Annotated in this window: 19 protein-coding genes; 8 read left to right on the forward strand and 11 right to left on the reverse strand. The window is 70.3% G+C overall.

All coding sequences use genetic code 11. The annotated features are described in order from the left end of the window. Nucleotides 1-238: 238 nt before the first annotated feature. The 3 genes from HEP74_RS21520 to hemH form a co-directional block, all read right to left on the reverse strand. Nucleotides 239-2,419, reverse strand: a complete 2,181-nt coding sequence (locus HEP74_RS21520) for a methyl-accepting chemotaxis protein (protein WP_185814602.1) — start codon at nucleotides 2,417-2,419, stop codon at nucleotides 239-241. Nucleotides 2,420-2,739: 320 nt separating this feature from the next. Beyond that, nucleotides 2,740-3,588, reverse strand: a complete 849-nt coding sequence (locus HEP74_RS21525) for an alpha/beta fold hydrolase (RefSeq protein ID WP_185814603.1) — start codon at nucleotides 3,586-3,588, stop codon at nucleotides 2,740-2,742. Continuing rightward, a complete protein-coding gene (gene hemH, locus HEP74_RS21530; RefSeq protein ID WP_185814604.1) occupies nucleotides 3,585-4,544 on the reverse strand; it encodes a ferrochelatase in 960 nt (319 codons plus the stop codon). Before hemH ends, HEP74_RS21525 begins: the two co-directional genes overlap by 4 nt. A gap of 165 nt (nucleotides 4,545-4,709) precedes the next feature. Here hemH and HEP74_RS21535 point away from each other — a divergent pair, with 165 nt between their 5' ends. The 4 genes from HEP74_RS21535 (at nucleotide 4,710) to tatC (ending at nucleotide 7,241) form a co-directional block, all read left to right on the forward strand. Next, a complete protein-coding gene (locus HEP74_RS21535; protein ID WP_185814605.1) occupies nucleotides 4,710-5,618 on the forward strand; it encodes a lipid-binding SYLF domain-containing protein in 909 nt (302 codons plus the stop codon). An 87-nt stretch (nucleotides 5,619-5,705) separates the two neighbouring features. Then, nucleotides 5,706-5,933 carry a Sec-independent protein translocase subunit TatA gene (gene tatA, locus HEP74_RS21540; RefSeq protein WP_179570189.1) on the forward strand — a complete coding sequence of 76 codons (228 nt, stop codon included), beginning with the start codon at nucleotides 5,706-5,708 and terminating at the stop codon, nucleotides 5,931-5,933. A gap of 16 nt (nucleotides 5,934-5,949) precedes the next feature. Then, a complete protein-coding gene (tatB, locus tag HEP74_RS21545; RefSeq protein ID WP_185814606.1) occupies nucleotides 5,950-6,501 on the forward strand; it encodes a Sec-independent protein translocase protein TatB in 552 nt (183 codons plus the stop codon). Beyond that, nucleotides 6,498-7,241, forward strand: a complete 744-nt coding sequence (tatC, locus tag HEP74_RS21550) for a twin-arginine translocase subunit TatC (protein ID WP_179570192.1) — start codon at nucleotides 6,498-6,500, stop codon at nucleotides 7,239-7,241. Before tatB ends, tatC begins: the two co-directional genes overlap by 4 nt. A 236-nt stretch (nucleotides 7,242-7,477) precedes the next feature. Here the strand turns inward: tatC and HEP74_RS21555 are convergent, their stop codons facing one another. The 7 genes from HEP74_RS21555 to HEP74_RS21585 all read right to left on the reverse strand — a co-directional run bounded on the left by HEP74_RS21555 (nucleotide 7,478) and on the right by HEP74_RS21585 (nucleotide 17,506). Then, complete coding sequence (locus HEP74_RS21555; RefSeq protein WP_185814607.1) at nucleotides 7,478-8,377, reverse strand: BPSS1780 family membrane protein; 900 nt, start codon at nucleotides 8,375-8,377, stop codon at nucleotides 7,478-7,480. Nucleotides 8,378-8,425: 48 nt separating this feature from the next. Then, complete coding sequence (locus HEP74_RS21560) at nucleotides 8,426-9,175, reverse strand: glutamine amidotransferase (protein ID WP_185814608.1); 750 nt, start codon at nucleotides 9,173-9,175, stop codon at nucleotides 8,426-8,428. Nucleotides 9,176-9,344: 169 nt separating this feature from the next. Beyond that, complete coding sequence (locus tag HEP74_RS21565) at nucleotides 9,345-12,038, reverse strand: bpX6 domain-containing protein (protein ID WP_185814609.1); 2,694 nt, start codon at nucleotides 12,036-12,038, stop codon at nucleotides 9,345-9,347. Next, on the reverse strand, nucleotides 12,031-13,884 hold the full coding sequence (locus HEP74_RS21570) for a hypothetical protein (RefSeq protein WP_185814610.1): 1,854 nt from the start codon (nucleotides 13,882-13,884) through the stop codon (nucleotides 12,031-12,033). The genes HEP74_RS21565 and HEP74_RS21570 overlap by 8 nt, the downstream gene beginning before the upstream one ends. Continuing rightward, complete coding sequence (locus HEP74_RS21575) at nucleotides 13,881-14,291, reverse strand: bpX5 domain-containing protein (RefSeq protein WP_185814611.1); 411 nt, start codon at nucleotides 14,289-14,291, stop codon at nucleotides 13,881-13,883. Before HEP74_RS21575 ends, HEP74_RS21570 begins: the two co-directional genes overlap by 4 nt. Then, entirely contained in the window at nucleotides 14,288-15,418 is a 1,131-nt protein-coding gene (locus HEP74_RS21580) for an AAA family ATPase (RefSeq protein ID WP_185814612.1), read from the reverse strand. The genes HEP74_RS21575 and HEP74_RS21580 overlap by 4 nt, the downstream gene beginning before the upstream one ends. Before the next feature lie 267 nt (nucleotides 15,419-15,685). Then, nucleotides 15,686-17,506: a GspE/PulE family protein gene (locus tag HEP74_RS21585; RefSeq protein WP_185814613.1), complete on the reverse strand. Its 1,821-nt coding sequence runs from the start codon at nucleotides 17,504-17,506 to the stop codon at nucleotides 15,686-15,688. 75 nt (nucleotides 17,507-17,581) lie between these two features. Here HEP74_RS21585 and glyQ point away from each other — a divergent pair, with 75 nt between their 5' ends. Next, nucleotides 17,582-18,490, forward strand: a complete 909-nt coding sequence (gene glyQ, locus HEP74_RS21590) for a glycine--tRNA ligase subunit alpha (protein WP_003469925.1) — start codon at nucleotides 17,582-17,584, stop codon at nucleotides 18,488-18,490. Between the two features lie 162 nt (nucleotides 18,491-18,652). Then, a complete protein-coding gene (glyS, locus tag HEP74_RS21595; RefSeq protein ID WP_185814614.1) occupies nucleotides 18,653-20,884 on the forward strand; it encodes a glycine--tRNA ligase subunit beta in 2,232 nt (743 codons plus the stop codon). 601 nt (nucleotides 20,885-21,485) lie between these two features. Here glyS and rep read toward each other — a convergent pair. Next, nucleotides 21,486-23,462, reverse strand: a complete 1,977-nt coding sequence (rep, locus tag HEP74_RS21600) for a DNA helicase Rep (RefSeq protein ID WP_185814615.1) — start codon at nucleotides 23,460-23,462, stop codon at nucleotides 21,486-21,488. A 135-nt stretch (nucleotides 23,463-23,597) separates the two neighbouring features. Between rep and HEP74_RS21605 the strand changes: the two genes are divergently transcribed. Together HEP74_RS21605 and HEP74_RS21610 are read left to right on the forward strand one after the other, a co-directional pair. After that, complete coding sequence (locus HEP74_RS21605; protein ID WP_185814616.1) at nucleotides 23,598-24,218, forward strand: thymidine kinase; 621 nt, start codon at nucleotides 23,598-23,600, stop codon at nucleotides 24,216-24,218. Nucleotides 24,219-24,513: 295 nt separating this feature from the next. Beyond that, nucleotides 24,514-25,269, forward strand: coding sequence for an SEL1-like repeat protein (locus HEP74_RS21610; RefSeq protein WP_185814617.1), 756 nt, complete (start codon nucleotides 24,514-24,516; stop codon nucleotides 25,267-25,269). Nucleotides 25,270-25,666 lie beyond the last annotated feature (397 nt).

The raw sequence follows: 25,666 nt of genomic DNA on the forward strand, positions 1-25,666 counted from the left end.
CTACGCCGGCATGTCAGGACGCCGGGATCGGGCCGCGTACGCAAGACGTATCGCGTCTATGCCTGTTTTGTCGGCAGGCGTGGCGGGAACTTAAGCGAAATTTTTTCTACACACAAGCTTCACAAGCGTTGTGTAGGCGCCGCATTCAGCCGCCGGCCCAGGTAAGGCCGATCCACTGCGCCACGCGAGCGGGAGCGCCCCTGCAACGGCCCCCCGCCCACGCGCTATGCCCACCCGCTCAGCCGCCGACGGCGAGGGCGAGCCCGGCAGGCACTGACACCGGCGCAGCGGCCACCGGCCGCCGTTCCGGCACCGCCGGCTGCAGCCGGAACACCGCCACCGCCGCGGCCAGCGTGCCGGCCTGCTGTTCCAGCGCATGCGAGGCCGCGGTGGCCTGCTCCACCAGCACCAGGTTCTGCTGCGTGCTGCGGTCCATCTGCGCCATCGCCTGGCCGACCTGCTCGATGCCGGCCGACTGCGCCTGCGAGGCCACCGCGATTCCGGCCACGACGTCGTTGACCTCGCGCACCGAGGCCAGCACCCGGCCCATGGTCTGGCCGGCGCCGTGGACCTGCGCCGAGGCCACCGCGACCTGGGACAGGGAGGCTTCGATCAGCGTCTTGATCTCTTTCGCCGCGCCGGCCGAGCGCTGCGCCAGCGCGCGTACCTCGCTGGCGACGACGGCGAAGCCGCGCCCCTGCTCGCCGGCACGCGCCGCCTCCACCGCCGCGTTCAGGGCCAGGATGTTGGTCTGGAACGCGATGCTGTCGATCACCGCGATGATCTCGCCGATCTTGCGCGACGAGCCCTGCACGCCCTGCATCGCCGCCACCGCTTCGTCGATCGCCGCGCCGCCCTGGCGCGCGACCGACGCCGCGACGGTCGCCAGCTGGTTGGCCTGGTCCGCGTGCGCGGCGTTCTGTTTGACCGTCTCGGTCAGTTGCGCCGCCGATGCCGCGGTGCGCTCCAGCGCGCCGGCCTGCTCGGCGCTGCGGCGCGACAGGTCCTGATGCCCGCCGGCGATGGCGCCGGCCTCGCTGTCGATCGCCGCCGCCGCCTGCTGGATGCCGGCCACGATCCCCGCCAGCTGGTCGGCGGTGGCGTTGGCGTCGTCGCGCATGCCCGCGAACACGCCATGGAATTCGCCGTGCATGCGCACGCCCAGGTCGCCGCAGGCGATCGCGCGCAGCAGCGTCGACAGCGCGCCGAGGTTGCCGTCCACGGTCGCCATCAGCTGGTTCAGGCTTTCCAGCATGGTGCGGAAATCGTGCTGGTGGCGGCCGACGTCGCCGCGCGCGCTGAAATCGCCGGCCGCCGCGGCCGCCGCCAGGTGCCAGATGTCGCGGTTGAGCGCGCCGAGGTTGGCCTTGATCGCGTCCATGGTGTCGGAGATCGCCGCCTGCTCGCCGGGCAGGCGCGGCATGTCCTCGCTGAGGTCGCCGATGGCGTAGCGCTGCATCAACGCGACCGTGGACTGCACCGTGCCCACGTGCAGATCGACCAGCGCATTGGCATCGTGCAGCAGTTGCCCGTATTCGCCCGGGAACCCTGCCGCGTCGCTGCGGTGCGCGACCGCGCCGGCGGCGTGGCGCTGCGCCATCTGCCGTTGCTCGGCGAGCACCGCGCGCAACTGCGCCTGCATGGTCTGCATGCTGCGCAGCAGCTCGGCGGCCTCGTCGTTGCCGTGCACCGGCAGCGGTGCGTCGAGCCGACCGGCGGCGATCGCCGCGGCGATCCGCGTGCCTTCGCGCAGCGGCCGCACCAGGCTCTGGGTGATGCACCAGCCCAGCCAGGTGCTGACCGCCAGCAGCAGGCCGCCGCCGATCAGCAGCATCCAGCGCGCGCGGTCCATCGTCGTCACCGCATCGGCATACGCCTGGTCGCTGAGCGAGCGCAGGTGCGTGGCATTGCGCTGGATCGCCTGCTGCCAGTTCGCCAGCAACGGCTGCAGCGTGTACAGGTGCAGGGTCTGCGCGTCCAGGTTCTGGTTGTCGGCGGCCAGCGCCAGCACCTGGGTCTGGAACGGCTGCACCTGGACATAGGCCTGGTCGATCGCGGCGCGGCGCTGCGCGCCGGTGCGGTCGGCCGGATCCAGGCGCATCGCGAACAGCTTGCGGCGCACCTGCGCGTAGTCGCGCGCGGCCTGGTCGATCGCGCGCACGATCTCGCGCTTCTCGTCGGGGTTGGTCAGGATCACATCGTTGAGCAGGCCGATTTCCAGCCGCGCCTGGGCGGTGACCATGGCATCGGACAGCCGGATCTTCTCCATCTTGTCCAGGCTGATGTCGTCGAGCTGGCGGCGCGCCATGGCCATCGAGGCCAGGCTGGCGACGATCAGTGCGCCGCAGAGCAGCAGCAGGGCTGCGAAGGCGAAGGTCAGTCGGGGACCGACGGGATAACGGCGAAGGAGACGGATCATCGGGGCGGGGAAGGTTCGGGCGCAATTGCCCACGCGTACCCTGGCCACCAAGCTTTACCGAAACGCGACCGGCCTACGACAACATGACGAACTGTGACGCCGGGTGGATCGCAACCGCGGCGTGCCGCGCGTCCCAGGCATTTATCGGCGGCAATGCCGGGAACTTGAGCAGGCGCTGGCGCCGTTCGTGCACGCGTTGACGTTCGAGGGCGTGTGCTGGACGTGCGACGGCGTCGGTTCGGGCGAGCGGCGCAGCGTCCCACTGCGGCGGTCGCACGATGCCGCGATGGCAGGGCGGCGCAACAGCGCCGGCCGGCGGCTCAGAAGAAGTCGTGCAACAGCGCCGCCACCGCGGCCGGCTGCTCCATGTGCAGGTGATGGGTGCCGGGCAGCACGTGCACGCGGCCATGGCGCAACCGCGCCGCACGTTCGTTGCGCAACGGCTCGGGGAAATACGGCTGCGCCGGGTCGGCGTAGATCACCCGCGCGGGGCAGTCGATGCCGGCCAGCAGCGCCTGCACCTGCGCCTCGCTCAGCCGCACCGCGGTGGGCAGGGTCAGGCGCCGGTCGCTGCGCCACACGTAGCCGCCCTCCACCGCCTCGACCCCGCGCTCCACCAGCAGTCGCGCCGCCGGCTCGCTGAGCTGGTTGGCCAACATCCGCGCGCGCACCGGCGCGGCCAGGTCGGGGAACACGCGCAGCGGCGAGGCGCTGGCGTTGGCGCGGCGGGTCGCGGCGACGCTGTCGCGCAGGCGTTCCAGGGTGCCCTCCACGGTCTCGGCCAGGCCGCCGAGCATTTCGATCGCGACCAGCTTCTCGATGCGCTGCGGCGCCGCCGCGGCCAGGGTGCTGGCGATCGCCGCGCCCATCGAATGGCCGATCACCGCGAAGCGCTCCCAGCCCAGCGCGTCGGCCGCGTCCAGCAGCGGATGCAGCGCGCCGGTCAGCAGATAGTCGGCGCCGGCCGGCAACGGTTCGCTGTGGCCGTGGCCGGGCAGGTCCAGCATCACCAGGTCCAGCTGCGGCAGCTGCGCGCTCAGCGGCACGAAGCTGGCGGCGTTGTCCAGCCAGCCATGCACCGCCAGCACCTTGGGCCCGTGCGGATCGCCGCTGCGCAGACCGGCCAGCGTGCCTACCCGCGACGGGCAGGCGAAGGTGCGCAGCGTCATGCGGCGCGGGCGGCCAGCTGCGCCAGCGCGCGCGCGTGCGCCGGGGCGTCGTTGAGGCAGGGGATGTAGCGCACCTGCATGCCGCGCGCGGCGCAGGTCTCGACGAAGCCCATCGCCACTTCTTCCAGCGTCTCCAGGCAGTCGGTAGCGAAGCCCGGGCAGATCACGTCGACCCGCTTGGTGCCCTGCTCGGCCAGCTGCCACAGGCTCGGCTCCGCATACGGCTGCAGCCAGCGCTCGGCGCCGAAGCGCGACTGGTAGCCGAGCTGCCATTCGTTGGCGCCCAGGCCCAGCGCCGCGGCAATCGCCTGCGCGCTGGCCTCGCAGCGTTGCGGATACGGGTCGCCGTTGTTGGCCACGCGCTGCGGCAGGCCATGGAAGGAGAAGAACAGGGTCTCGCCGCGGCCGTGCTGCGCCCAGTGCGCGCGCACGCTGTCGGCCACCGCCTCGACCCAGGCCGGGTCGGTCGGATAGTCCTCGATCAGGGTCACCGGCAGCTGCGGATTGCGCGCCTGCCAGGCCTGCACCACGTCCTCGATCGAGGCGGTGGTGGTGGTCGAATACTGCGGGTACAGCGGCAGCACCACGATCCGGCCCACGCCGCCGTCGCGCAGCGCGTCCAGTGCCGGCGCCAGCGCCGGGGTGCCGTAGCGCATCGCCCAGGCCACGCGGTGCCCGGGCAGTTCGCGCTGCATGCCCTCGGTCAGGCGCCGGGTGTACACCGCCAGCGGCGAGCCTTCCGGCAGCCACACCAGCGCGTACTTCTCCGCCGAACGCGGCGAGCGCCGCGGCAGGATCACCCAGTTCAGCAGCGGCCACCAGAACAGCTTGGGGATGGCGACCACGCGTTTGTCGCCGAGGAATTCGGCCAGGTAACGGGCGACCGCAGGCGCGGTCGGCGCCTCGGGCGTGCCTAGATTCACCACCAGCACGGCGGTCTCGGGTGCGTCGCTCATCCACGCATTGTGGCAGAGGCGCCCGCCCCGCGCGCCGCGATCGTGTCTATCGCAACGATCGATGCGCCCGCGCAGCGCCGCGCGCACTCATTGCCGATTCATTGCGCTGTGACTAAGTTCAAGGACTTGCAGTATCTTGCTGCGGACCTATTTCGGAAGCCCGCCATGCCCCGCCTGCCGCGCCTCGCCCTGTTGTTGAGTACCACGCTGTTCGTCGGCCACGCCGTGGCCGGCCCGGAAGAAGACGAGCGCGCCCGCAACGCGCTGCGCGTGCTGAGCGACATCCAGGAGATCCCGGAGCAATCCATTCCCGACAAGCTGCTCGACGAGGGCCGCGCGATCGTGGTGATCCCGGACACGCTCAAGGCCGGCCTGGTCATCGGCGGCCGCCGCGGCCACGGCCTGATGTCGGTCAAGCGCCCCGACGGCACCTGGTCCAACCCGGTGTTCGTCAAGCTCACCGGCGGCAGCATCGGCTTCCAGGTCGGCGTGCAGTCCTCCGACGTGGTGCTGGTGTTCCGCAACGACCGCAGCCTGGACAACATCGTCAACGGCAAGTTCACCCTCGGCGCCGATGCCGGCGTGGCCGCCGGCCCGGTCGGGCGCAATGCGTCGGCCGCCACCGACGGCCAGCTCAAGGCCGAGATCTGGTCGTGGTCGCGCGCGCGCGGCCTGTTCGCCGGCGTGGCGCTGGACGGCGCGGCGCTGCAGATCGACGATGCCGCCGACCTCAACGTGTACGGCAGCAACACCACCCCGCGCATGATCTTCGAAGGCCGCACCACCGGCCTGCCGTCCAACGACGTGGTCGCGTTCCGCGACAAGCTCGAGGAAGCGACCTACGCCGCGCGGCAGAACCGCGGCACCGACAGCGCCGGACGCACCGCCACGCCGCCGCCGCCGCGGCCGCAAGCGTCGGCGCAGGCCGCACCGCCGCCGGTCGCCGAACCGGCCGCCGCCGACGGCGCCAGCACCGCGCCGTTGCACGCCCCGCCGCAGACACCGCCGCAGCAGGGCTTCCAGCCTGTGTCCGAAGGCGAGATCCGCACCGAGTCGCTGGACGGCAACCACTAGAATCCGCGGCACCGCGTGCGGCACTGAACGCACCGCGGCGCGGTGCGTTATCCTCTTTATTCCTTACGACTTCTCTGCGAGCGGATCATGGGCGGTTTTAGCATCTGGCACTGGCTTGTCGTGCTGGTGATCGTGCTGCTGGTGTTCGGCACCAAGCGGCTGACCAGCGGCGCCAAGGATCTGGGCAGTGCGGTCAAGGAATTCAAGAAAGGCATGCGCGACGAGGACAAACCCGCCGGCCAGCTCGGCGACGAGTCGCGCAGCAGCGAGCAGTCCCGCGAGACCCAGGCCGAGCGCGACCGCGACGCGCGCTGAATAGGACGCTGTCGGCGTGTTCGATATCGGATTCAGCGAACTGCTGCTGATCGCAGTGGTGGCGCTGGTGGTGCTCGGCCCGGAACGCCTGCCCAAGGCAGCGCGCTTCGCCGGCCTGTGGGTGCGCCGCGCGCGCGCGCAGTGGGACTCGGTGAAGCAGGAACTGGAACGCGAACTGGAAGCCGAGGAACTCAAGCGCAGCCTGCAGGACGTGCAGGCCTCGCTGCGCCAGGCCGAATCGCAGCTGCGCGACAGCGGCCAGCAGTTGCAGCGCGAGACCGACGCGCTGCGCCGGGAGATCGACCCGACCGGACCGGAACCGCTGGCCGAGGCCGCGCCTGCGGCCAGCGAGCCGCAGCCGACGGCGCCAGCGCCGGAAGCGTTGCCGTCGTCGGGCGCTCCCGCCGCTGCCCCAGCGGTGCCGGCTACCGCGCCAGCGGCTCCAGCCGCGCATGCGCATCCGCACGCAGCAAGCGACGCACCGCCGCCCGCCGCGCACGAGTCGGCCCCCACACCGCCGGCGCCTGGCGCCGCACCGCTCAGCGGCGACCCTGAGGTGCCGCGATGAATCCGGAAGCCGAAAGCAGCCTGATCGAGCATCTGGTCGAATTGCGCGCGCGCCTGGTGCGCGCGCTGATCGGCCTGGGCGTGGTGGTGCTGGCGCTGCTGCCCTTCTCCAAGCCCATCTACACCTGGCTGGCCGCGCCGATGCTGGCGCAGCTGCCGATCGGGCAGAGCGTGATCGCCACCCACCCGGCCGGCGCGGTGTTCGCCCCGCTCAAGCTGACCTTCTTCGTAGGCGTGTTCATCGCCGTGCCGTGGCTGCTGTACCAGGCCTGGGCGTTCGTCGCCCCGGGCCTGTACCAGCGCGAGAAGCGCCTGGCGCTGCCGCTGCTGGCCTCGGCGGTGCTGCTGTTCTACGTGGGCTGCGCCTTCGCCTATTTCCTGGTGCTGCCGGCGGTGTTCCACTTCCTGACCACGTTCAAGCCGGACATCATCCAGCTCACCCCGGACGCCGGTGCCTACCTGGATTTCGTGCTGGCGATCTTCTTCGCCTTCGGCGCCAGCTTCGAGCTGCCGGTAGCGCTGGTGATCCTGGCGTTGCTGGGCTGGGTCACCCCGCAGCAGCTGCGCGAAGGCCGCGGTTATGCGGTGGTCGGCATCTTCGTGCTGGCGGCGGTGCTGACCCCGCCGGACGTGGTCTCGCAGCTGATGCTGGCGATCCCGATGTGCCTGCTGTACGAGATCGGCATCATTGCGGCTAGTGCGGTAACCAAGAAGCCGTCTGAAGCCGAGATTCGGGATTAGGGATTGGGGATTCGCAAAGGCCGGGGCAGCCGCGCCTTCGCCATGTAGCGCGGCTCCAGGAACCTCAGGCTTCGTCAATAGCGGCAATCCGCGAAGCCGAAAGCGTCGGAGCTGAAGCCTCTCCTACAGATGCGACGGCCTGGCAAGGCTAGAGCTCTGCAAAAGCGACGACAGGGAAACCGTCAGCTGCCGCTTTTACGAATCCCCAATCCCGACTCCCCAATCCCGGCCTTCAATCAAGCTGCAAACACATTGGAAGGCGGCGGCGGCACCGCCGGCGCGGCGTCGCCGCTGTGCACGAACATCTGCTTCCAGGCCGCGTAGACCGCGCCGGCCAGCGCCGGCATCGCCAGCGCCATCAGCAGCAATTGCGCGACCAGGGCGGCGATGGTCGGCCCGGCCAGCGCCTGCACCAGCAGGATCACCAGGACCAGGGCGAAATACAGCGCGAACATCGCGATGAAGGCGAGGATGAAGAACACCAGCATCGCCGGCAGGTTGTGCAGGCAGGCGCGCAGGCTGTTGCGCATCGCCGCCAGGCCGCCGCGACCGTCGAACATCACCTGCGGGGCGAGCACGAACAGGGTCAGCGTCACCGCCACGAAGCCGACGAACACCATCAGCAGCCACAGCAGGATGCGCATCGCCGGCAGCGTGGCCACCAGCTGCTCGACCTGCGCCGGATCCGGCTGGGCGCTGGACTGGCCGAGTTCGTTGAGCTTGTTCATCACCGTGCCCAGCTGCTCCCAGCCGCTCTGGCCGACCACCACCAGGGCCAGCGCGCCCAGCGCCAGGCCGACCAGCACCTGCGGCAGCAGCGCCACCAGCAGGCGCGGCGCGCGGCCGTCGTGCAACCCCTGCAGCAGGTGCGCCGGCTGTGCGACGCGGCCCTGGTCCACTTCGCGCACCGCCCACACCAGGCCGCCGAACAGCAGCGGTCCGGCCAGGCCCAGCAGCAATTGCGCCAGCATGCCCAGGGTCGGGTTCAGCGCGCCCATCAGCAGCGCCAACAGCGCCGCCAGGCCCCAGATCACGCCCAGCAGGCCCAGCGCCAGCGGCGCCCGGCGCAGCAGCGCAATTCCGCTCAACAGCCATTCCGCGCCGGCCGAGGCCGGCAGCTTGCGAATCTCGATCATTGCCAATCCGAAGTGGGGGAACGCCGTACAGCGCGGCGCCTGTACAGATTATCGCGGTTTTGCCAGGCCGCCGGCGGTTTGCTGGCCGCGCGCGCGCTGAACGAAGCGCCGCAGCAGCTTGCGCGCCAGCGGCGCGGCGCTGACCTCGCGGGCGATGGTACGGGCGCAGCGGCCGGCGCTGCGTAGACACTCGGCGCGGGCGTGCACGTAGCCGCGCATGTGGTGGGTGGCGAATTCCGGGTGGAACTGCACGCCCCAGGCCGCCTCGCCCCAGCGGAAGGCATGGCACTGGTCCTGCGCCGAGCGCGCCAGCACGGTGGCGCCGGCCGGCGCGCGCAGCACCGTCTGCAGGTGCGTGGCATGGGCCGGGAAGCGTTCGGGCAGGCCGGCGAACAGCGGATCGTCGAACGCCGGCGGATGCAGGTCGATGTGCACGGTGCCCGATTCGCGCCCGGCCGGGTTGTAGGCGACCTCCCCGCCCAGCGCATGCGCCAGCAGCTGATGCCCGTAACAGATGCCCAGCAGCGGCGTGCCGGCGTGAGCGGCCTCGCGCAGCCAGTCGGCCGAGCGCTCGCTCCAGTCGGCGCGGTCGGTGACGAAGGCGGCCGAGCCGGTGACGATGATCCCGGCGAACCCGGCGCGCGCGGGCAATGCGGCGCCGCCAGCGACATTGGCGACCACCGTGTCGCGCTCGGCCAGGCCGGCGGCGACGCGGATCCAGTGCGGGAAGCGCCCATAGCGCCGCATCGTCGCCACCGGCTCGCCGGTTTCGAGGATCAGGAAGGGCGCTGCAGGCATTCGGGCGAGTCCAACGGCATCGCCTGATTCTAGACGCCAGCGCAGCGCTTTTTCCAAGTGACGTCTTTGCCGGCGGCATAGCGAGATAACCAGGGCTCATGAGGCAAGCACGCTCGGCGGCGGCCGCATGCAGAGGCTCGGCTTCGACAGCGGCTTGGCCGCGAGCCGATCAGAGCACCGATAGCGGGTGCGCCACCGACAGGCGCAGGTCGATGTCCAGCAGGCGGCCGTCCGCGGCATACAGCAGCAGGTGTTCGGCTTGCTCGCGCGCGCCCAGCGGCAGACCCGCCGGCGTCTCCAGTGTGGCGATGCAAGCGGCATCGGAGAAACGGATGACGAAGTAGCGACTGCACTCGTGCAGATGCACGCCGACCAGCATGCCCTGCTCGAGCGCGACGAAGTGCTCGCCCTGCAGCGCCTCGGCCTGCACCTGCGGCAGCATGCACGCCCGCTGTTGCGCGCCGTCGCGGTAGACGAAGGCGACCTCGCCGTCCTCGCGCACCTCCAGCTGCGGCTGCTGCATCGCGCCGCAGCGATGCGGCAGCACCGCCAAGCCGTCCAGCAGCGCGATCTCGTCGCGGCCGCGCAAGCGCCTGTGCGGCAAGGAATACGTCCAGTCCTGCAGCATGTTGCCGCTACGCACCAGGAACACTTCGCAGTCGGCGAAGAAGCCGGCGGCGGCGACCGGACCGGGCAGGTCGCCCACGTGCCACAGTACCTCGCCCAGGCCCTTGCCGACGTCGATCACCAGGATGCGGTCGTTCATCACCACGGTCCAACCGGTCCCGTTGAGCGTAGGGGCGGAGAACTGCAGAGCCATTGCGCCGAGCTCGACACTGCTGCGGGTCGCCAGGTCCAGGCGTGCGATCCGCGCCACATGCTCGCGCGGCGCCACCGCCAGGGCCACCTGTCCGCTCGCCGCGAGCACCAAGCGGTACGCCGGCACCGCGTAATGCTGGGTCACCCGGCCGCGTGTGTCGAGCACGGCCACGCCGGCTTCGCCCAGAGCGACCAGGTAGTGGCGGTCGGGCAGCACTGCCGCATCGTGGATCCGTTGCACGCCGGCGGCGGGTAGCGGCAAGTCCAGGGCCGCGTCCAGGCGCCAGAACGGCGACGGGCTGCCGGCCTGCGCAACGCGCCACGCTGGCATGTCGCTCTTGAGGCAGGCGTCGGCAGCGAGCTGCATCAGCCGATCCAGGTCGCTGCGCCCCATGCCGTTGCGGCCCGCGCTGCAATCGGCGGCGACGGCCGGCAGCACGCAGGCGGCGAGGCGGCGCAGCGCGACCCCGTTGCCCTTGATCGCCAGCAAGGCCTCCGCCAATGCAGCCCGCGGGTAAGGGTCTGTGCCTGGATCGGCCAGCGCCTCGATCCTGGCCGCGTACTGCCGCAGCGTGTCCGGCAGCAGGCTGGCGCGCTGCACCAGCGCGCGCGCCGACAGGGCATCTCCCGCCTGCTCGGCCGCCAGCAGCCATTGCAGCGCCAGGTCGCGCGCCTCGCGCAGCGGCCAGACCACCTCGACCGCTTGCAGCCAGTGGCCGCCTTCGACCAGGGCGTGGCCCCATTCCAGGCGCAGCTGCCGCGCCAGCGCCGGGTGGGCGCCTTGCAGCTGCTGTACCGCGTCGGCGAAGGCGCCGTCGCGCCGCGCCACCTGGATCGCGCGGCGCTGGTCGCCGGCCAGCATCAGCAGGCGGATGATCAGCGATGGCGGCATGTCCCAGCCCAGCGCCAGTTCGGCGGCCTGCGCATGGCGCCCGTGCTGGACCAGATAGTCCAACGCCTCCTGCCGCGCATTGAGCAGCTCGGCCAGCACGAACACGGCCTCGTCGATCCTGCCCTTGCGGTCCAGCGCGGCGAACGCCTCGCGGTACATGCGCCGCAGGTGCGCGGTCAGGTCCTCGCCCAGGCCGAGGTTGGCACTCTGCCCGATGCGGCCGGACAGCTGCAGGCTGTCGCGCCGGCCCGGGGCGCCGAACGCCTGGCCCAGGGATTGCCCGAGACCGTCCAGCGGCAGGGCATTGCGCAGCGCCTCGTCCAGATCGCCCTGCTCGAACATCGCCATCATGCGCCGGAGATAGGCGCCGTGCCGGTAGCCGATCAGCTTGCCCAGGCGGCTGATCGCGGCCAGCCGTGCAAGCGCGTCGCGCCAGGCGCTGGGGCGCCCGCCGGACTGGCGTGCGGCCACGCTGCCATGCGGCGCGGCAGCCGCGGTCTGCCGCGGCAGCATGTGCGACAACAGGGCAAGGACGACGCCCAGCACACCTTCGCGCACCGCGGCCATGCCTCCCCGCGGGGATCCTGACGGACGTGCCCCGGCCATGGCCTGCAGGAACGCTTCGCTGTCGGCACTGCGTGGTGGGATGACCTCGCCGAGCGCACCGCGCACGTCCTTGCCTTGCAGCTGCGCCACGTCCAGCGCCGGCGGCGGGATGCGGCAATCGTAGGTGTCGTGCAGCGGGTAATCGTCCAGCGCGATCGCTTCGGACAGGTCCAGAAGCGTGCCTTGATCGAAACGCAGCCCCACCACCGCGGCACCGGCGACCAGGCCGAGATCGATGGCCGGAAGCGCGGCCAGCTCCGCCGCGGTCAACGGCGCGGAGCACAGCGCGCCGTGCAACCGGCGCAACGGCACCGCACCCACGCGTTCGCAGTACAGCGGCTGCGCGTGGGCGAAGCACAGCGCGTCGCCGGCGTCGAATCGATAGGCCCGGCAGCCGGGGTGCCAGGCGGCCAGCATGCGCGCCAGCCGCAGTGGCGCAGGCAGGATGCCGGCAGGCCACCACAGGCCGTCGAGCTCCTGCAGACCGCGCCACAGCGGATCGCGCACGCTGCCGGCCGCGGTCGCCGCATTCACCGCTTCATCCATCGAGATCGCCTCCGCGCTGCCCGTGCACGCACATCAGCACCCGGCGGCCACCATCGCCCAGGACCAGCAACTGCCCTGCCAGGTCGACCAACGCCACCGCGTCGCCATCGAACGAAACCGACGCGGCGCTGATGTCGCTGGATGCCTGGTACAGGATCTCCTGGCCGTGCTCGCCGATCCCGACCAGGGCGCGGCGATCATGGCGCAGCATCAACAGCTGGCTGCGTTCGGCGCCGTGCGGGTCCGGCACCAGGCCCAGCAGCTTCCAGCCCGGCGGCGGACGCAGTTCCAGTTCGGAATAGCCGTCTTGCGGCCCGCCTTGATACAGACGGTAGACACGTCCGCCATCGCGCTGGTCGCTGCGGTATTCCAGACAGATGGCGCCCTGCCACTGCCCATCTCGCATCAGCCCGCGGAACACCAGCTGGGTCGGTCGCGATGGCGCGGTCAGCTTGGTCAGCAGTTCGGTGTTGCCCTCGCGGTGCAGGCAGCTGATCCGCAGGTGGCCGGACGCGTAGCAGGCATACACCAGCCGCTGCGCGTCGATCTGCTGCATCGCCAGCACGTCGTCGTCCACCTTGGCGTGGGCAGGAGCATCGCGCCCGGGCCTGGTGCTGGCGTTGGTCCACGACAGCAGGTGCCCGGCGCCATCCAGGACGACCACGCGCTGCGTCTGCGCCTTTTCCGCGCCGCCCTTGAGCCAGGCGCAGCGCAGCCAGCGCGCGGTGCCCGGCACCGCGTCGAAGGCGTCGGCCGGCGGCCGCGTGACCACGCTGAAGCCCGGCATCTTCCAGAAATACAGGCCTCTCCCCTGCGTCGCCACGACGCCGGCGAAATCCTTGTGCACGATGACCCCGCCGATCAGATCGGCGTCGGCGGTCCATGCGCTGTAGCGCGGCGCAGCCCGCTTGTGGCGGCCCTCGCGCGGAATCTTCAGCATCACCGCCTGGTGCTCGCCCGCCAGCGGCAGCGCCACATAGCGGCCATCGACGCTGAACAACGGTGGCTGGCGCAGCGACAACCTGCCCTTCAGCGTGTCGGCGGGGACAGCCGCCGGTTGCGTCGGCGGGACGCTGAACTCCCCGCGCAGCAGGTGCGCGGCGCAGGGCGAACGCGGCATGCCGAGTGCCAGTTCGCGACGCGCGTGATGGGTCCTGACCGCCACGTGCAACTGGCCATCGAAGCCCTGGCGGATCCTCACGCTGTGGTCGCCGACGCCGGTGGCCTCGTCGTTGCCGGTCATCCACCAGCACTCGCTGGCCGCCTGGCCGCTGCGGGCGAGATGCGCGCGCCAGGCGCTGCGTTCGGCGTCCGTCGCCAGCTGGTGGGTGCGGGCCTGCAGCAGCGCGCGCAACGCGTCAGGCGTGCCCGCGTCATGCATCTCGCCCGGCCGCTGCAGCACGCCCCAGGCGAAGCGGGCGCGTGCCGCCTGCGCGCGGCGCGCCAGCAGGATCCACATCGCCACGTGCAGCAGGCGCGGCGCGCCGCGCTGTGCGGGGCCGGCGTCGAACAGCGCGACGACCAGCGCGTCGGTCTGGCGCTGGATCAGCTTCGGCGCCAGGAACAGGTGCTCGTGGTGCGCGGCGCGGCGCAGGAACTCGTCCGGCAGCAGGTCGGCCACGGCCCACTCGCTCAACAGCAGGCGTTCGTAGGGTCCGCGCCGGCGCAGATCCTCGATGCCGTCCGGATCGGCGATGCCGTGCTGCACGCGCGCGGCGCCGCGGCCGAGCAGCGGCTCCAGCCGCACCAGCCAGTCGCCGAGCATCGCGGCGATGTCCGGCTCGAACCATGCCAGCCAGGCGTGCCATGGCTGCAGCGCCGGCGGCAGCGTCGGCGCCGCGGTCATGCCGCCCAGCGCCGGCGGATCTGCTCCGCCAGCGTCGCGCCGAGCGGCAGCAGGCGGTTCAGCGGAACCAGCGCCGCCGGCGCGCGCAGCATCAGCCACGGCGGATCGGGATGGCGGCGCGCGACGGCCTGCGCCAGCAGGTCCAGGGCGATGCCCGGACGCTGTGCGGTCGGCAGCCACAGCGCCGGCGCTTCCGGGCGCGGCGCGATGTACAGCACGCCGTCGAGCCAGGGCAGCGCCGACGCCGGTCCGGTCAGGACCAGCAGCCCGTCGCTGGCCGTCGCCATCAGCGCATCTGCCGTCTCGCTGCGCGCGGCCCGCTCCAGCAAGCGCCGCGCGAGTTGGCCGATGCCCACGACGCCCTGCGGCGGCGGCGGCGCAGGATCGTCGTGCCACGACCACGTCATGCGGCGGCGCCGATCCGCTCGATCAGGCGCGCGCGCTCGGCGGCGAGCGCCTGCGGCAGCGACGCGGCGGTGAAATTGGCGTCGATCTCGCGCAACACCGCTTCGGCAGCGGTGCGCGCGGCGGCGTCCTCGGGATCGGCCACGGCCAGGCAGCTCTGGGCGGTCTCGAGCAGCCGCGCCACGCGCGACATCGGCTGCAATGCCGCATGTTCCACCGCCGCACGCAGCGTCGGATTGGTGGCCAGCGCCAAGGTGCCGCGCAGCGCATCCTGCGCGGCGGCCTGCGCCTCGCGCGTCGGCATCACGTAGAACAGCGGCCACAGGTCCGCCGCGGTGGCGACGTTGCGCCCGGCCAGCACGGTGGCCGCCGCCACCAGGCGCTGCGTCTTGACGATGCGGCGGTCCGACAGCGTCAGCCCTGCCTGGCGCAATGTGCGGACCGCCTGCGCCAGGGCGCCGCGCGCATCCTCCATCTGTACCTGCGGCACCTGGCGGGCGAGCATGTCCAGGTCGGCCAGGTCGGCCGCATGCACCACCTCGGCGCGCTCGGCCTGCCAGCCGCCGGCCAGCAAGGCTTCCAGCTGGTGGTCCGGCACCGCGTCGACGAACAGATGCAGCAGGAACCGGTCGGCGAAGGCGGCCAGCGACTCGTCCTCGGGCAGCGCATTGGCCGCGCCGACACAGATGCGCAGCGGGCAGGCCACATCGGTATGGCCGCGCCGGAACCGACGTTCGTTCAACACGCCGAGCAAGGTGTTGAGGATGGCGGTCGAACCCAGGAACACCTCGTCGAGGAAGGCGACTTCGGCTTCCGGCAGCATGCCGGCCACGTCGGTTTCGACCAGGCCCTCGCGCAGCTTGCGCAGGTCCACCGGACCGAACAGCTCGGACGGCTCGGTGAAGCGGCCCAGCAGGTATTCGAAATAGCGGCCGCCCAGCGCGGCGGCGACGCGCCTGACCACCGCGCTCTTGGCGGTGCCGGGCGGACCGACGATCAGCAGGTGTTCTTCGGCGATTGCCGCCAGCACCATCAGTTCGGCGAGCTGGTCGCGCCCGACCAGACCAACAGTGGCGGAATGGACGGCCTCGCGGACGCGCGCAGCGGCGGATTCGATGGAGAGGGGCATGCAGGCTATCGGCGATGCGCGCCATGCGCGGGAAAGCCGCCACGGCGCGCGAAGAAGGAGGGTCCGGCGCACTTTAGATCAATTCGAGTGCAGCGCAAACCGCGCCGGGCACCGGCATGCTGCCGGCAGAACGCGGTCAAGGCGCAAACCGATCGGCTGGCGCAGCGCTGCGGGGCGACGCGGTTTTTCGTGCATCCGCTGCCGACATGTTGGGCCGTGGTCGATGATGCCGGCCTGCGCGCGCGCGTCACCGCACGCGCATTGCGCTCACTCGCGCGGCGGCAGCACCGACAGCACTTCCTCGATGGTGGTCAGACCGGCGGCGACTTTTTCCAGGCCGGCGCGGCGCAGGCTGCGCACGCCCTCGGCCTGCGCGGCGCGGCTGAAGCCGGCCAGGTCCATGTCGGCGCGGATCAGCGTGCGCAGGCGCGGCGTCACCGGCAGCAGTTCGTACAGGCCGACCCGGCCCAGGTAGCCGGTGCGGCGGCATTCCAGGCAGCCGACCGGGGCGTGCACCTGCACGTCGTCCGGCAGCGCTTCGCTGGGTTCGCGCAGCGCGTCCCATTCGAGATCGCTGAGCGTGTGCGGGCGCTTGCAGTGGCTGCACAGCGTGCGCACCAGGCGCTGCGCCAGCACGCCGTTGAGGGTGGAGGCGACCAGGTAGTGCGGCACGCCCAGGTCGAGCAGGCGGGTGATCGCCGAGGGCGCGTCGTTGGTGTGCAGGGTGGACAGCACCAGGTGCCCGGTCAGCGAAGCCTGCACCGCCATCTGCGCGGTTTCCAGGTCGCGGATCTCGCCGATCATGATGATGTCCGGGTCCTGACGCAGCAGGGTGCGCACACCGCTGGCGAAATCCAGGTCGATGTTGGTCTGCACCTGCATCTGGTTGAACTCCGGCGCGATCATCTCGATCGGGTCCTCGACGCTGCACACGTTCACGTCCGGCGTGGCCAGGCGCTTGAGCGTGGAATACAGCGTGGTGGTCTTGCCCGAGCCGGTCGGACCGGTGACCAGCACGATGCCGTGCGGGCGTTCGACCAGCGCCGCCCAGCCGGCCGCTTCCTGCGCGCTGAAACCGAGCTGGTCCACGCTCTTGAATGCCGCGTCGGGGTCGAAGATGCGCATCACGCACTTCTCGCCGAACGCGGTGGGCATGGTCGACAGGCGCATCTCGGTCTCGCGCCCGCCCGGCGAGCGGGTCTTGATGCGTCCGTCCTGCGGGCGCCGGCGCTCGGCCAGGTCCATGCGCCCGAGCACCTTGATCCGGCTGACGATGGCGGTCATCACCGCCGGCGGCACTTCCAGCACCTTGTGCAGCACGCCGTCGATGCGAAAACGCATGCGCCCGGCTTCGCGCCGCGGCTCCAGGTGGATGTCGCTGGCGCGCTGCTCGTAGGCGTACTGCAGCAGCCAGTCGACGATGTGCACGATGTGGTGGTCGTCGGCGTTGACGTCGCCGCCGCGGCCCAGTTCCACCAGCTGCTCGAAGCTGGGCAGGCCGCTGCTCTGCTCGTTGCGCCCGTCCTTGGCCCCGCGCACCGAGCGGGTCACGCCGAAGAACTCCATCGTGTAGCGATGCAGGTCCAGCGGGTTGACCACCGCGATCTCGATCCGGCGCCGCGCCAGGTGTTGCACGTCGGCCAGCCAGTCCAGCGCCAGCGGCTCGCTGGTCGCCACCAGCAGGCGTTCGCCGTCCAGCGCCAGCGGCAGGATGCGGTGGCGGCGCGCGTAGGCATGCGAGACCACGGCTGTGACCGCGGCCACGTCGACCCGGGTCGGGTCGATGCGCAGGTAGCGCAGGCCGCAGCGCTGCGCCAGCCATTCGGTCAGCCGTTCCAGGCCCAGTTCGCTGCCCGGCGGGCGGGTGGCGGCCAGTTTCAGGTTGGACAGCAGCACCAGCGGATGCACGTCGCTGACGGTGCGCGCGGACTGCGCCGAGAACTGCATGCGGCCGCGCTCGGCCGGCGCGACCAGGCCGTCGGCGAGCAGCGCAGCGACCACGCGCTCGAAATTCAGGCGCCCCGGCGGCAGCGACACGGCGGCGGGTACAGGCACGGCGGGCGGCTGCGCGGCAGGTCGCGTATCCATGGTCAGGTCCGGTGCGCGGAAGTCCCCGCAAGTCGGTCGCTATACTAGCGCACCCCCTTTGCCGGCCTTTGCTGCATGCCCGTCTCCCGGTCCGTTCCGATCACGTTCCAGGGTCTGATCCAGACCCTCAACCAGTTCTGGGCGCAGCACGGCTGCGTGCTGATCCAACCGCTGGACCTGGAAGTGGGCGCCGGCACCTTCCACCCGGCCACGTTCCTGCGCGCGCTCGGGCCGGAGCCGTGGAACGCGGCCTACGTGCAGCCGTGCCGCCGCCCCACCGACGGCCGCTACGGCGAGAACCCGAACCGCCTGCAGCGCTACTACCAGTATCAGGTGGCGATGAAGCCGAACCCGGACAACATCCAGCAGCTGTACCTGGATTCGTTGCAGGCGCTGGGCATCGACCCGCTGGTGCACGACCTGCGCTTCGTCGAGGACAACTGGGAATCGCCGACGCTCGGCGCCTGGGGCCTGGGCTGGGAGGTGTGGCTCAACGGCATGGAGGTCACCCAGTTCACCTACTTCCAGCAGGCCGGCGGCCTGGAGTGCAAGCCGGTGCTGGGCGAGATCACCTACGGCCTGGAACGGCTGTGCATGTACCTGCAGAATTGCGACAACGTCTACGACCTGGTGTGGACCTACGGCCCGGACGGCGCGCCGGTGACCTACGGCGACGTCTACCACCAGAACGAAGTGGAGCAGAGCGCGTACAACTTCGAGCATGCCGACGTGGCCGAACTGTTCCACCGCTTCGACGCCTGCGAGCGCGAGGCGCAGCGGCTGGTCGAGCTGGGCCTGCCGCTGCCGGCCTACGAGCAGGTGACCAAGGCCAGCCACGCCTTCAACCTGCTCGACGCGCGCCGCGCGATCTCGGTGACCGAACGCCAGCGCTACATCCTGCGCGTGCGCGCGCTGGCGCAGGCGGTGGCCAAGGCCTACCACGCGCAACGCGAGAAGCTGGGCTTCCCCGGCGTGAAGCGCTGAGGCTGTAGAGCCCCTCTCCCTCCGGGAGAGGGGTTGGGGTGAGGGTACGCCGGCACGAGAACCTGCCACTCCCAAACTCCAAAGGCTCCGCCGTACCCTCATCCGCCCCTTCGGGGCACCTTCTCCCGCAGGGAGAAGGGAAACGCTAGCAAGGTCTGACACATGAGCGCACTACATCCCCTGCTGATCGAACTGGGTACCGAGGAACTGCCGGTCAAGGCGCTGCCGGGCCTGGCGCAGGCCTTGTTCGACGGCGTGATCGCCGGTCTGGAGAAGCGCGGCATCGCGGTCGAACGCGGCGATGCCAAGCCGCTGTCCACCCCGCGGCGGCTGGCGGTGCTGCTGCCGGGCGTGGCCGCCGAGCAGCCGGAGCAGCGTTCGGAAGTGCTCGGCCCCTATCTCAACATCGCGCTGGACGCCGACGGCCAGCCGACCAAGGCGCTGGCCGGTTTTGCCGCCAAGGCCGGCATCGACTGGACCGCGCTGGAGCGCACCAGCGACGCCAAGGGCGAGCGCTTCGTGCACCGTGCAGTGACCGCGGGCGCGCAGACCGCCGCGCTGCTGCCGGAGATCCTGCGCGAGGCGATCGCGGCGATGCCGATCCCCAAGCCGATGCGCTGGGGCGACCACGACTACGGTTTCGCGCGGCCGGTGCACTGGCTGGTGCTGCTGTTCGGCAACGACGTGGTGCCGGTGCAGCTGTTCGGCGTGCAGGCCGACCGCATCAGCCGCGGCCACCGCTTCCTGCACGACGCGCCGGTCGCGCTGGCCCAGCCGGGCGACTACGTGGCCGCGCTGCAGGCGGCGCAGGTGCTGGTGGACCCGGACGCGCGCCGCGCGCGCATCGTCGCCGAAGTCGAGCAGGCCGCGCGCCAGGCCAGCGGCAGCGCGCGCATCTCCGACGACAACCTGGAGCAGGTGGTGAACCTGGTGGAATGGCCGTCGGCGGTGCTGTGCCATTTCGAACAGGCGTTCCTGGCGGTGCCGCAGGAAGCGCTGATCGAGACGATGGAGAGCAACCAGAAATTCTTCCCGGTGCTCGACGACGGCGGCAAGCTGACCGAGCACTTCATCGGCATCGCCAACATCGTCTCGCGCGACGTGGCCGAAGTGGCCAAGGGCTACGAGCGGGTGATCCGCCCGCGCTTCGCCGACGCCAAGTTCTTCTTCGACGAGGACCTCAAGCAGGGTCTTGAAGCGATGGGCGCGGGCCTGGCCAGCGTGACCTACCAGGCCAAGCTCGGCAGCATCGCCGACAAGGTGCAGCGCGTGGCCGCGCTGGCCGAGGCGATCGCGCCGCTGGTCGGCGTGGACGCCGCACAGGCGCGGCGCGCCGCCGAGTTGAGCAAGAACGACCTGCAGTCGCGCATGGTCAACGAGTTCCCGGAACTGCAGGGCATCGCCGGGCGCCACTACGCCAAGGCCGCCGGCGAGCCGGGCGAGATCGCGCTGGCGATCGACGAGGCCTACCAGCCGCGCTTCGCCGGCGACGACATCGCACTGTCGCCGCTGGGCAAGGTGCTGGCGATTGCCGAGCGCCTGGACACGCTGGCAGGCGGGTTTGCCGCGGGGCTGAAGCCGACCGGCAACAAGGACCCGTTCGCGCTGCGACGCAATGCGCTGGGGTTGGCGCGGACGGTGATCGAGAGTGGGTTTGATGTGAGTCTGAAGGTGCTGCTGACCGATGCAGCAACCCGTGCGATGGAAGCCATTCGCCTAACCGCGGTAATGAAGAAAGTAGAAGCCGCCAACGAAGCAAAGCGGAAAGGAGCGGAAACATCGCCGATGCAGTCTCAGGTGGGCGGGGTATCGTTGGAGCAGGTTGAAGAGGTCTACGACTTCATCCTTGACCGCCTGCGCGGCTACTACGCCGACAAGGGCGTGCCGGCAACGCATTTCAACGCGGTGGCGGCCTTGTTCTCGGTAGCGGCTGAAGGAAGCGCGGCTCCTGTAGGAGCGGCTTCAGCCGCGACCGCCATCCACGGCTCGCTCTACGACTTCGACCGCCGCATCGATGCGATCGGCATCTTCGCCACGCTGCCGGAGGCCGAGGCGCTGGCTGCGGCCAACAAGCGCATCCGCAACATCCTGCGCAAGGCCGAGGGCGCGATTCCTGCGCAGATCGACCCGACCCTGCTGCGCGAGCCGGCCGAAAGCGCATTGGCCGAAGCGGTGGAAGCGGCGATCGTGGAAACCGACGGCGCGCTGCGCCAGCACGACTACGTCACCGTACTGAACTTCCTGGCGCGGCTGCGGCCGCAGGTGGACGCGTTCTTCGACGGGGTGATGGTCAACGTCGAGGACCCGGCGCTGCGCGGCAACCGCCTGGCCCTGCTCAAGCGCCTGGGCGACCGCCTCGGCAGCGTTGCGGCGATCGAGCATCTGTCGTCGTAAGCAGGGCTGCGAACTGATGCATGTAGGGGCTGCGAAAGCAGCCTCTTATTTTTGTGGGGAGCGATTCTGGGTCGCCTTGGGCCATCAGTCGCGACAAACGAAGCCAGCACTCCCACAACCAAGTGAAACAGCGTCGGGACTGAAGTCCCTCCCACAGTGCACCCAGCCAGCTACCGGCGAGCGCCAGCCAAGCGGCTGCACTTGAAAGAGCCGCAGCCTCCGGCGACACCGCTTCTTGTGGGAGCGACTTCAGTCGCGACGCGCGAAGCTGCAATCCCCGTTGTGCTGAGAAAAAGCGTCGGGCCTTAAGCCCCTCCTACAGTGCACTCGGCCGTCCATGTACAAGCACCTGTTTTTGAGCCCCTCTCCCCTCGGGAGAGGGGTTGGGGTGAGGGTACGGCGCGAAGCGTCTCGCGGAGTTTGGGCGTACGAGGCTTCGCCCGTACCCTCATCCGCCCCTGCGGGGCACCTTCTCCCGATGGGAGAAGGAATCGCCCGCATGCCCAGACACACGAGCGCATTTCAGCTCAGGCCTGCCACGCAAAGTGCGACACACAACCGCCTTTACGAATCCCCACTCCCCAATCCCCAATCCCCGCCGTCAATCAAACAACGCCTGGATCGCCGCCAGCCCGGCATTGGCGCGCTCCTTCTTGCGCTCGGCGTCGGCCACCGGGTCGGCGCCGTCGCGTTGCATTTCCTCGGCGGGGATTTCGTCGAAGAAGCGGCTGGGCTTGAGCCGGATGTGCTCGCCGAACTTGCGGGTCAGCTTGCTGTAGCTCATCCACAGCTGTTCCTTGGCGCGGGTGATGCCCACGTACAGCAGGCGCCGCTCTTCCTGCAGGTTGCCCTCCTCCAGGCTGACCTCGTGCGGCAGCACGCCGTCCTCGCAGCCGACGATGAACACGTAGCGGAACTCCAGGCCCTTGGACGCGTGCATCGTCATCATCCGCACCTGGTTGCCGCCGTCGTCCTTGTCGTTGCGCGACAGCAGCGCCAGCTGCGCCGCCAGGTCGCCGACGGTGGCGCCACGCGGGCCGCCCTCGAACCACTTGGCCAGTTCTTCCAGGTTGCTGCGGCGGCGCTGGAAGGTGGTTTCGTCCTTGCACTGGCTGCGCAGTTCGCGGATCAGCCCCGACTGCTCGGCGAGCTGGCGCACCACGTCGGCCGAGGACAGGGTCAGCGAAGCGGTGCGCAAGTCGTGCAGGACGTCGACGAAATCGCTCAGGCCGTTGGCCGCGCGCGGCGGCAACTGCTGCAGCGCGCCCATCGACTCGGCCGCGCGCGACATCGGCAAATTCTTCGCCGATGCCAGTTCGGCCAGCTTGGCCAGCGAGGTCGCGCCGACTTCGCGCTTGGGCGCCTGCACCGCGCGCAGGAACGCGGCATCGTCGTCCGGATTGACCAGCAGCCGCAGCCACGACAGCACGTCCTTCACTTCCTGCCGTTCCAGGAACGCGGTGCCGCCGGTGATGTGGTACGGCACGCCGGCGATCTGCAAGGCCTTTTCCAGCGGCCGCGACTGGAAGTTGCCGCGGAACAGGATGCAGAAATCGCTCCACGGCACCTGCTTGGCGGTGCCCAGGTAGGCGATCTCGGCGGCGACCTTCTCCGCCTCGTGCTCGCTGTCGCGGCATTCCCACACGCGGATGCGCTCGCCGTCGGCCTGGTCGCTCCACAAGGTCTTCAGGTGCTCGTGCGGGTTGTGCGCGATCAGCGCATTGGCCGCGCGCAGCACGCGGTTGGAACAGCGGTAGTTCTGCTCCAGCTTGACGATCTGCAGCGCCGGATAGTCGCGGCCCATCTGCATCAGATTTTCCGGGTTGGCGCCGCGCCAGGCGTAGATGCTCTGGTCGTCGTCGCCCACGCAGGTGAAGTTGCCGCGCGGGCCGGCCAGCATCTTCAGCAGCCGGTACTGCGCGTCGTTGGTGTCCTGGCTCTCGTCCACCAGCAGGTAGCCGATGCGCTCGCGCCAGGCCATGACGATGTCCTCGTTCTCCTCCAGCACCTGCACCGGCAGGCGGATCAGGTCGTCGAAGTCCACCGCGTTGAACGTGCTCAATCGCGCCTGGTAACGCTCGTACAGGCTGGCCGCTTCCTGTTCGCGGTTGCTGCGCGCCGCGGCCATCGCCTGCTCCGGCGACAGCCCGGCGTTCTTGGCGCGCGAGATCAGGTTCTTGGCGTCGTCGATCGCATCGGGCTTGGCGCCATGCATCAGGTCCTTGATCTGCGCGGCCGCATCGTCGGCGTCGAAAATCGAGAAGCCGCGCTTGAGGCCGACCGCGGCGTGCTCGATCTGCAGGAATTTCAGTCCCAGCGCGTGGAAGGTGCAGATGGTCAGGCCGTCGGCGGCGTCGCCGCGGATGCGCTTGGCCACGCGCTCGCGCATTTCCTTGGCCGACTTGTTGGTGAAGGTGATCGCGGCGATGCGCTTGGCCGGATAGCGGCCGGTGGCGATCAGGTGCGCGATCTTTTCCACGATCACGCGGGTCTTGCCGCTGCCGGCGCCGGCCAGCACCAGCAACGGGCCTTCGCAATGCAGCACCGCGGCGCGTTGGGGGGGATTGAGACCGTGCATGAAGACTTCCCTGGGCCGCGCATTGTAGCGGGCGCCGGCCGGTGGCGAGGACCGCGCCGCCGCGCTGGCGCTGAACGGGTTTTCCCGCGCGCCTCCGGCCTGCGACGGGGCCGGCCGCCGCGCTAGAATCGGCCCATGGCGAAACTGTACTTCTACTATTCGGCGATGAACGCCGGCAAGACCACCACGCTGCTGCAGTCGGCGCACAACTATCGCGAGCGCGGCATGCGCACCGCGATCCTGACCCCACGCCTGGACCACCGCGACGGCAGCGGCGTGGTCGCCTCGCGCATCGGTCTGCGCGCCGATGGCAACACCTTCGTGCCGGACACCGACCTGCTGGCGCTGCTGCAGGACGACATCGCCCGCGATGGCGCGCTGCATTGCGTGCTGGTGGACGAGGCGCAGTTCCTCAGCCGCGCGCAGGTCTGGCAGCTCAGCGAGGTGGTCGACCGGCTGCGCATCCCGGTGCTGTGCTACGGCCTGCGTACCGATTTCCGCGGCGAGCTGTTCGAGGGCAGCCAGTACCTGCTGGCCTGGGCCGACGAACTGCAGGAGATCAAGACCATCTGCCACACCGGCAGCAAGGCGACGATGACCGTGCGCGTGGACGCCGACGGCCACGCCGTGCAGGACGGCCCGCAGGTGGAGATCGGCGGCAACGAGCGCTACGTGTCGGTGAGCCGCGCCGAGTTCAAGAAGATCATGCGCGGCGAGGGCCGCATCGACCCGTTGCAGATCGCGTTGCCGCGGTAGTCGGCCCGCCGCGCCGGCTGACGGCTGCGGCGGCGGACGAAAGACGGCGTTGGCCGAACGCGACGCCACTTTTCGCGGTTCAACCGCATGCGCAGGCGAACGCCGCGCGAGTGCCATGCACTGCCTTGGTGCATCCATCCGCCGATCCGTTTCGGCGGCAGTCGACGCGACACCGACCATGAACATCGGTTGAAAACGTCGACACCGTCCTCGGCCGCATAGGCCATCAGTCTATGGATCGCGGCCGCGACGCCCATTTAGAATCGTCGGCGATCGCACTCATGGGAAGAGTTCTATGCATCAGTTCAAGGGATATGCCATCGGCGGCTGCGCCGCGCTGGTCGTTGCGGTTGCGCTGGCGCTGTCCGGCCCGGCCGCCGCCGCCGACAACGCCCGCACCTTCGACGACATTCCGGCGCAGGTGATGACCGACGGGTTCCTCGAGGCGCACCTGGACCTGTTCTATCGCCGCGCCGGGATCCGCGCCGACAAGAAGGGCGAGTTCGCCGAGGCCAAGAAGAACTACCAGCTCGCCGCGCGCTACGCCGACAAGCCGTCGCAGGCGCGGCTGGGCGAGATGTACTGGGAAGGCCAGGGCGGCGCGCAGGATCGCGCGATGGGCTTCCTGTGGATGGCGCTGGCCTCCGAGCGCGGCTACGACGCCTTCACCACGCGCAAGATGGAGTACTGGAACCAGCTGACGCCCGAAGAGCGGCAGCGCGCGGTCAAGCAGGACAAGAAAATGCTGGCCACGTATGGCGACCAGGTGGCCAAGCCGCGCCAGGAAGCGGTACTGCGCCGCGAAGCGTCGCGCAGCACCGGCAGCATGCTCGGCTACTCCGGCGCCTCTGGCCTGCAGATCAACGGTCCGCGCGGCGGCAGCGTCGATCCGGAAGTGTTCTACGCCAAGGAATTCTGGGAACCGGCGGCGTACTGGAAGCTGCAGGACCGGGTCTGGGACGGCCGCACGCCGGGCCGCGTGGATATCGGCGATGTCGAGGACATCACCCAGGAAACCGCGCCGAAGCCGCCGCAACCGGCCAAGCCCTGAGCCGCCGCAACGCGCGATGCCGGACAGGTCGCGCGTCGGGACTGAAGTCCCTCCCACAGTGCACCCGGCACCTTGCTGCGAGCCTCTTATGGGAGCGACTTCCGTCGCGACGCGCGAAGCCAGCCGATGCGTAGCGTTGCGAAAAGCGTCGGGACTGCAGTCCCTCCCACAGTGCACCAGGCCGCTATCCGCAAGCCACTGTAGGAGCGGCTTCAGCCGCGACGAGCGAAGCCGGCAATTTCATCGCACTGCAAAAGGCGTCGGGGTTGAAACCCCTCCTACAGTGCATCCAGCACGGTGGCCCCGCGAGCTTTTGTAGGAGCGGCTTCAGCCGCGACAAACGACGTCGGGCACCGCAAGTAGCGAGGCGATGCCGCGCATGACGCGGCAGCCCCGG

This window comes from Xanthomonas sp. SS (assembly GCF_014236835.1).
Taxonomy (GTDB): domain Bacteria; phylum Pseudomonadota; class Gammaproteobacteria; order Xanthomonadales; family Xanthomonadaceae; genus Xanthomonas_A.

Coding starts and splice junctions, on each gene's coding strand:
- HEP74_RS21520 (WP_185814602.1), bottom strand. CDS start 2,419: ATGATCCGTCTCCTTCGCCGTTATCCCGTCGGTCCCCGACTGACCTTC.
- HEP74_RS21525 (WP_185814603.1), bottom strand. CDS start 3,588: ATGACGCTGCGCACCTTCGCCTGCCCGTCGCGGGTAGGCACGCTGGCC.
- hemH (WP_185814604.1), bottom strand. CDS start 4,544: ATGAGCGACGCACCCGAGACCGCCGTGCTGGTGGTGAATCTAGGCACG.
- HEP74_RS21535 (WP_185814605.1), top strand. CDS start 4,710: ATGCCCCGCCTGCCGCGCCTCGCCCTGTTGTTGAGTACCACGCTGTTC.
- tatA (WP_179570189.1), top strand. CDS start 5,706: ATGGGCGGTTTTAGCATCTGGCACTGGCTTGTCGTGCTGGTGATCGTG.
- tatC (WP_179570192.1), top strand. CDS start 6,498: ATGAATCCGGAAGCCGAAAGCAGCCTGATCGAGCATCTGGTCGAATTG.
- HEP74_RS21555 (WP_185814607.1), bottom strand. CDS start 8,377: ATGATCGAGATTCGCAAGCTGCCGGCCTCGGCCGGCGCGGAATGGCTG.
- HEP74_RS21560 (WP_185814608.1), bottom strand. CDS start 9,175: ATGCCTGCAGCGCCCTTCCTGATCCTCGAAACCGGCGAGCCGGTGGCG.
- HEP74_RS21565 (WP_185814609.1), bottom strand. CDS start 12,038: ATGGATGAAGCGGTGAATGCGGCGACCGCGGCCGGCAGCGTGCGCGAT.
- HEP74_RS21570 (WP_185814610.1), bottom strand. CDS start 13,884: ATGACCGCGGCGCCGACGCTGCCGCCGGCGCTGCAGCCATGGCACGCC.
- HEP74_RS21575 (WP_185814611.1), bottom strand. CDS start 14,291: ATGACGTGGTCGTGGCACGACGATCCTGCGCCGCCGCCGCCGCAGGGC.
- HEP74_RS21580 (WP_185814612.1), bottom strand. CDS start 15,418: ATGCCCCTCTCCATCGAATCCGCCGCTGCGCGCGTCCGCGAGGCCGTC.
- HEP74_RS21585 (WP_185814613.1), bottom strand. CDS start 17,506: ATGGATACGCGACCTGCCGCGCAGCCGCCCGCCGTGCCTGTACCCGCC.
- glyQ (WP_003469925.1), top strand. CDS start 17,582: ATGCCCGTCTCCCGGTCCGTTCCGATCACGTTCCAGGGTCTGATCCAG.
- glyS (WP_185814614.1), top strand. CDS start 18,653: ATGAGCGCACTACATCCCCTGCTGATCGAACTGGGTACCGAGGAACTG.
- rep (WP_185814615.1), bottom strand. CDS start 23,462: ATGCACGGTCTCAATCCCCCCCAACGCGCCGCGGTGCTGCATTGCGAA.
- HEP74_RS21605 (WP_185814616.1), top strand. CDS start 23,598: ATGGCGAAACTGTACTTCTACTATTCGGCGATGAACGCCGGCAAGACC.
- HEP74_RS21610 (WP_185814617.1), top strand. CDS start 24,514: ATGCATCAGTTCAAGGGATATGCCATCGGCGGCTGCGCCGCGCTGGTC.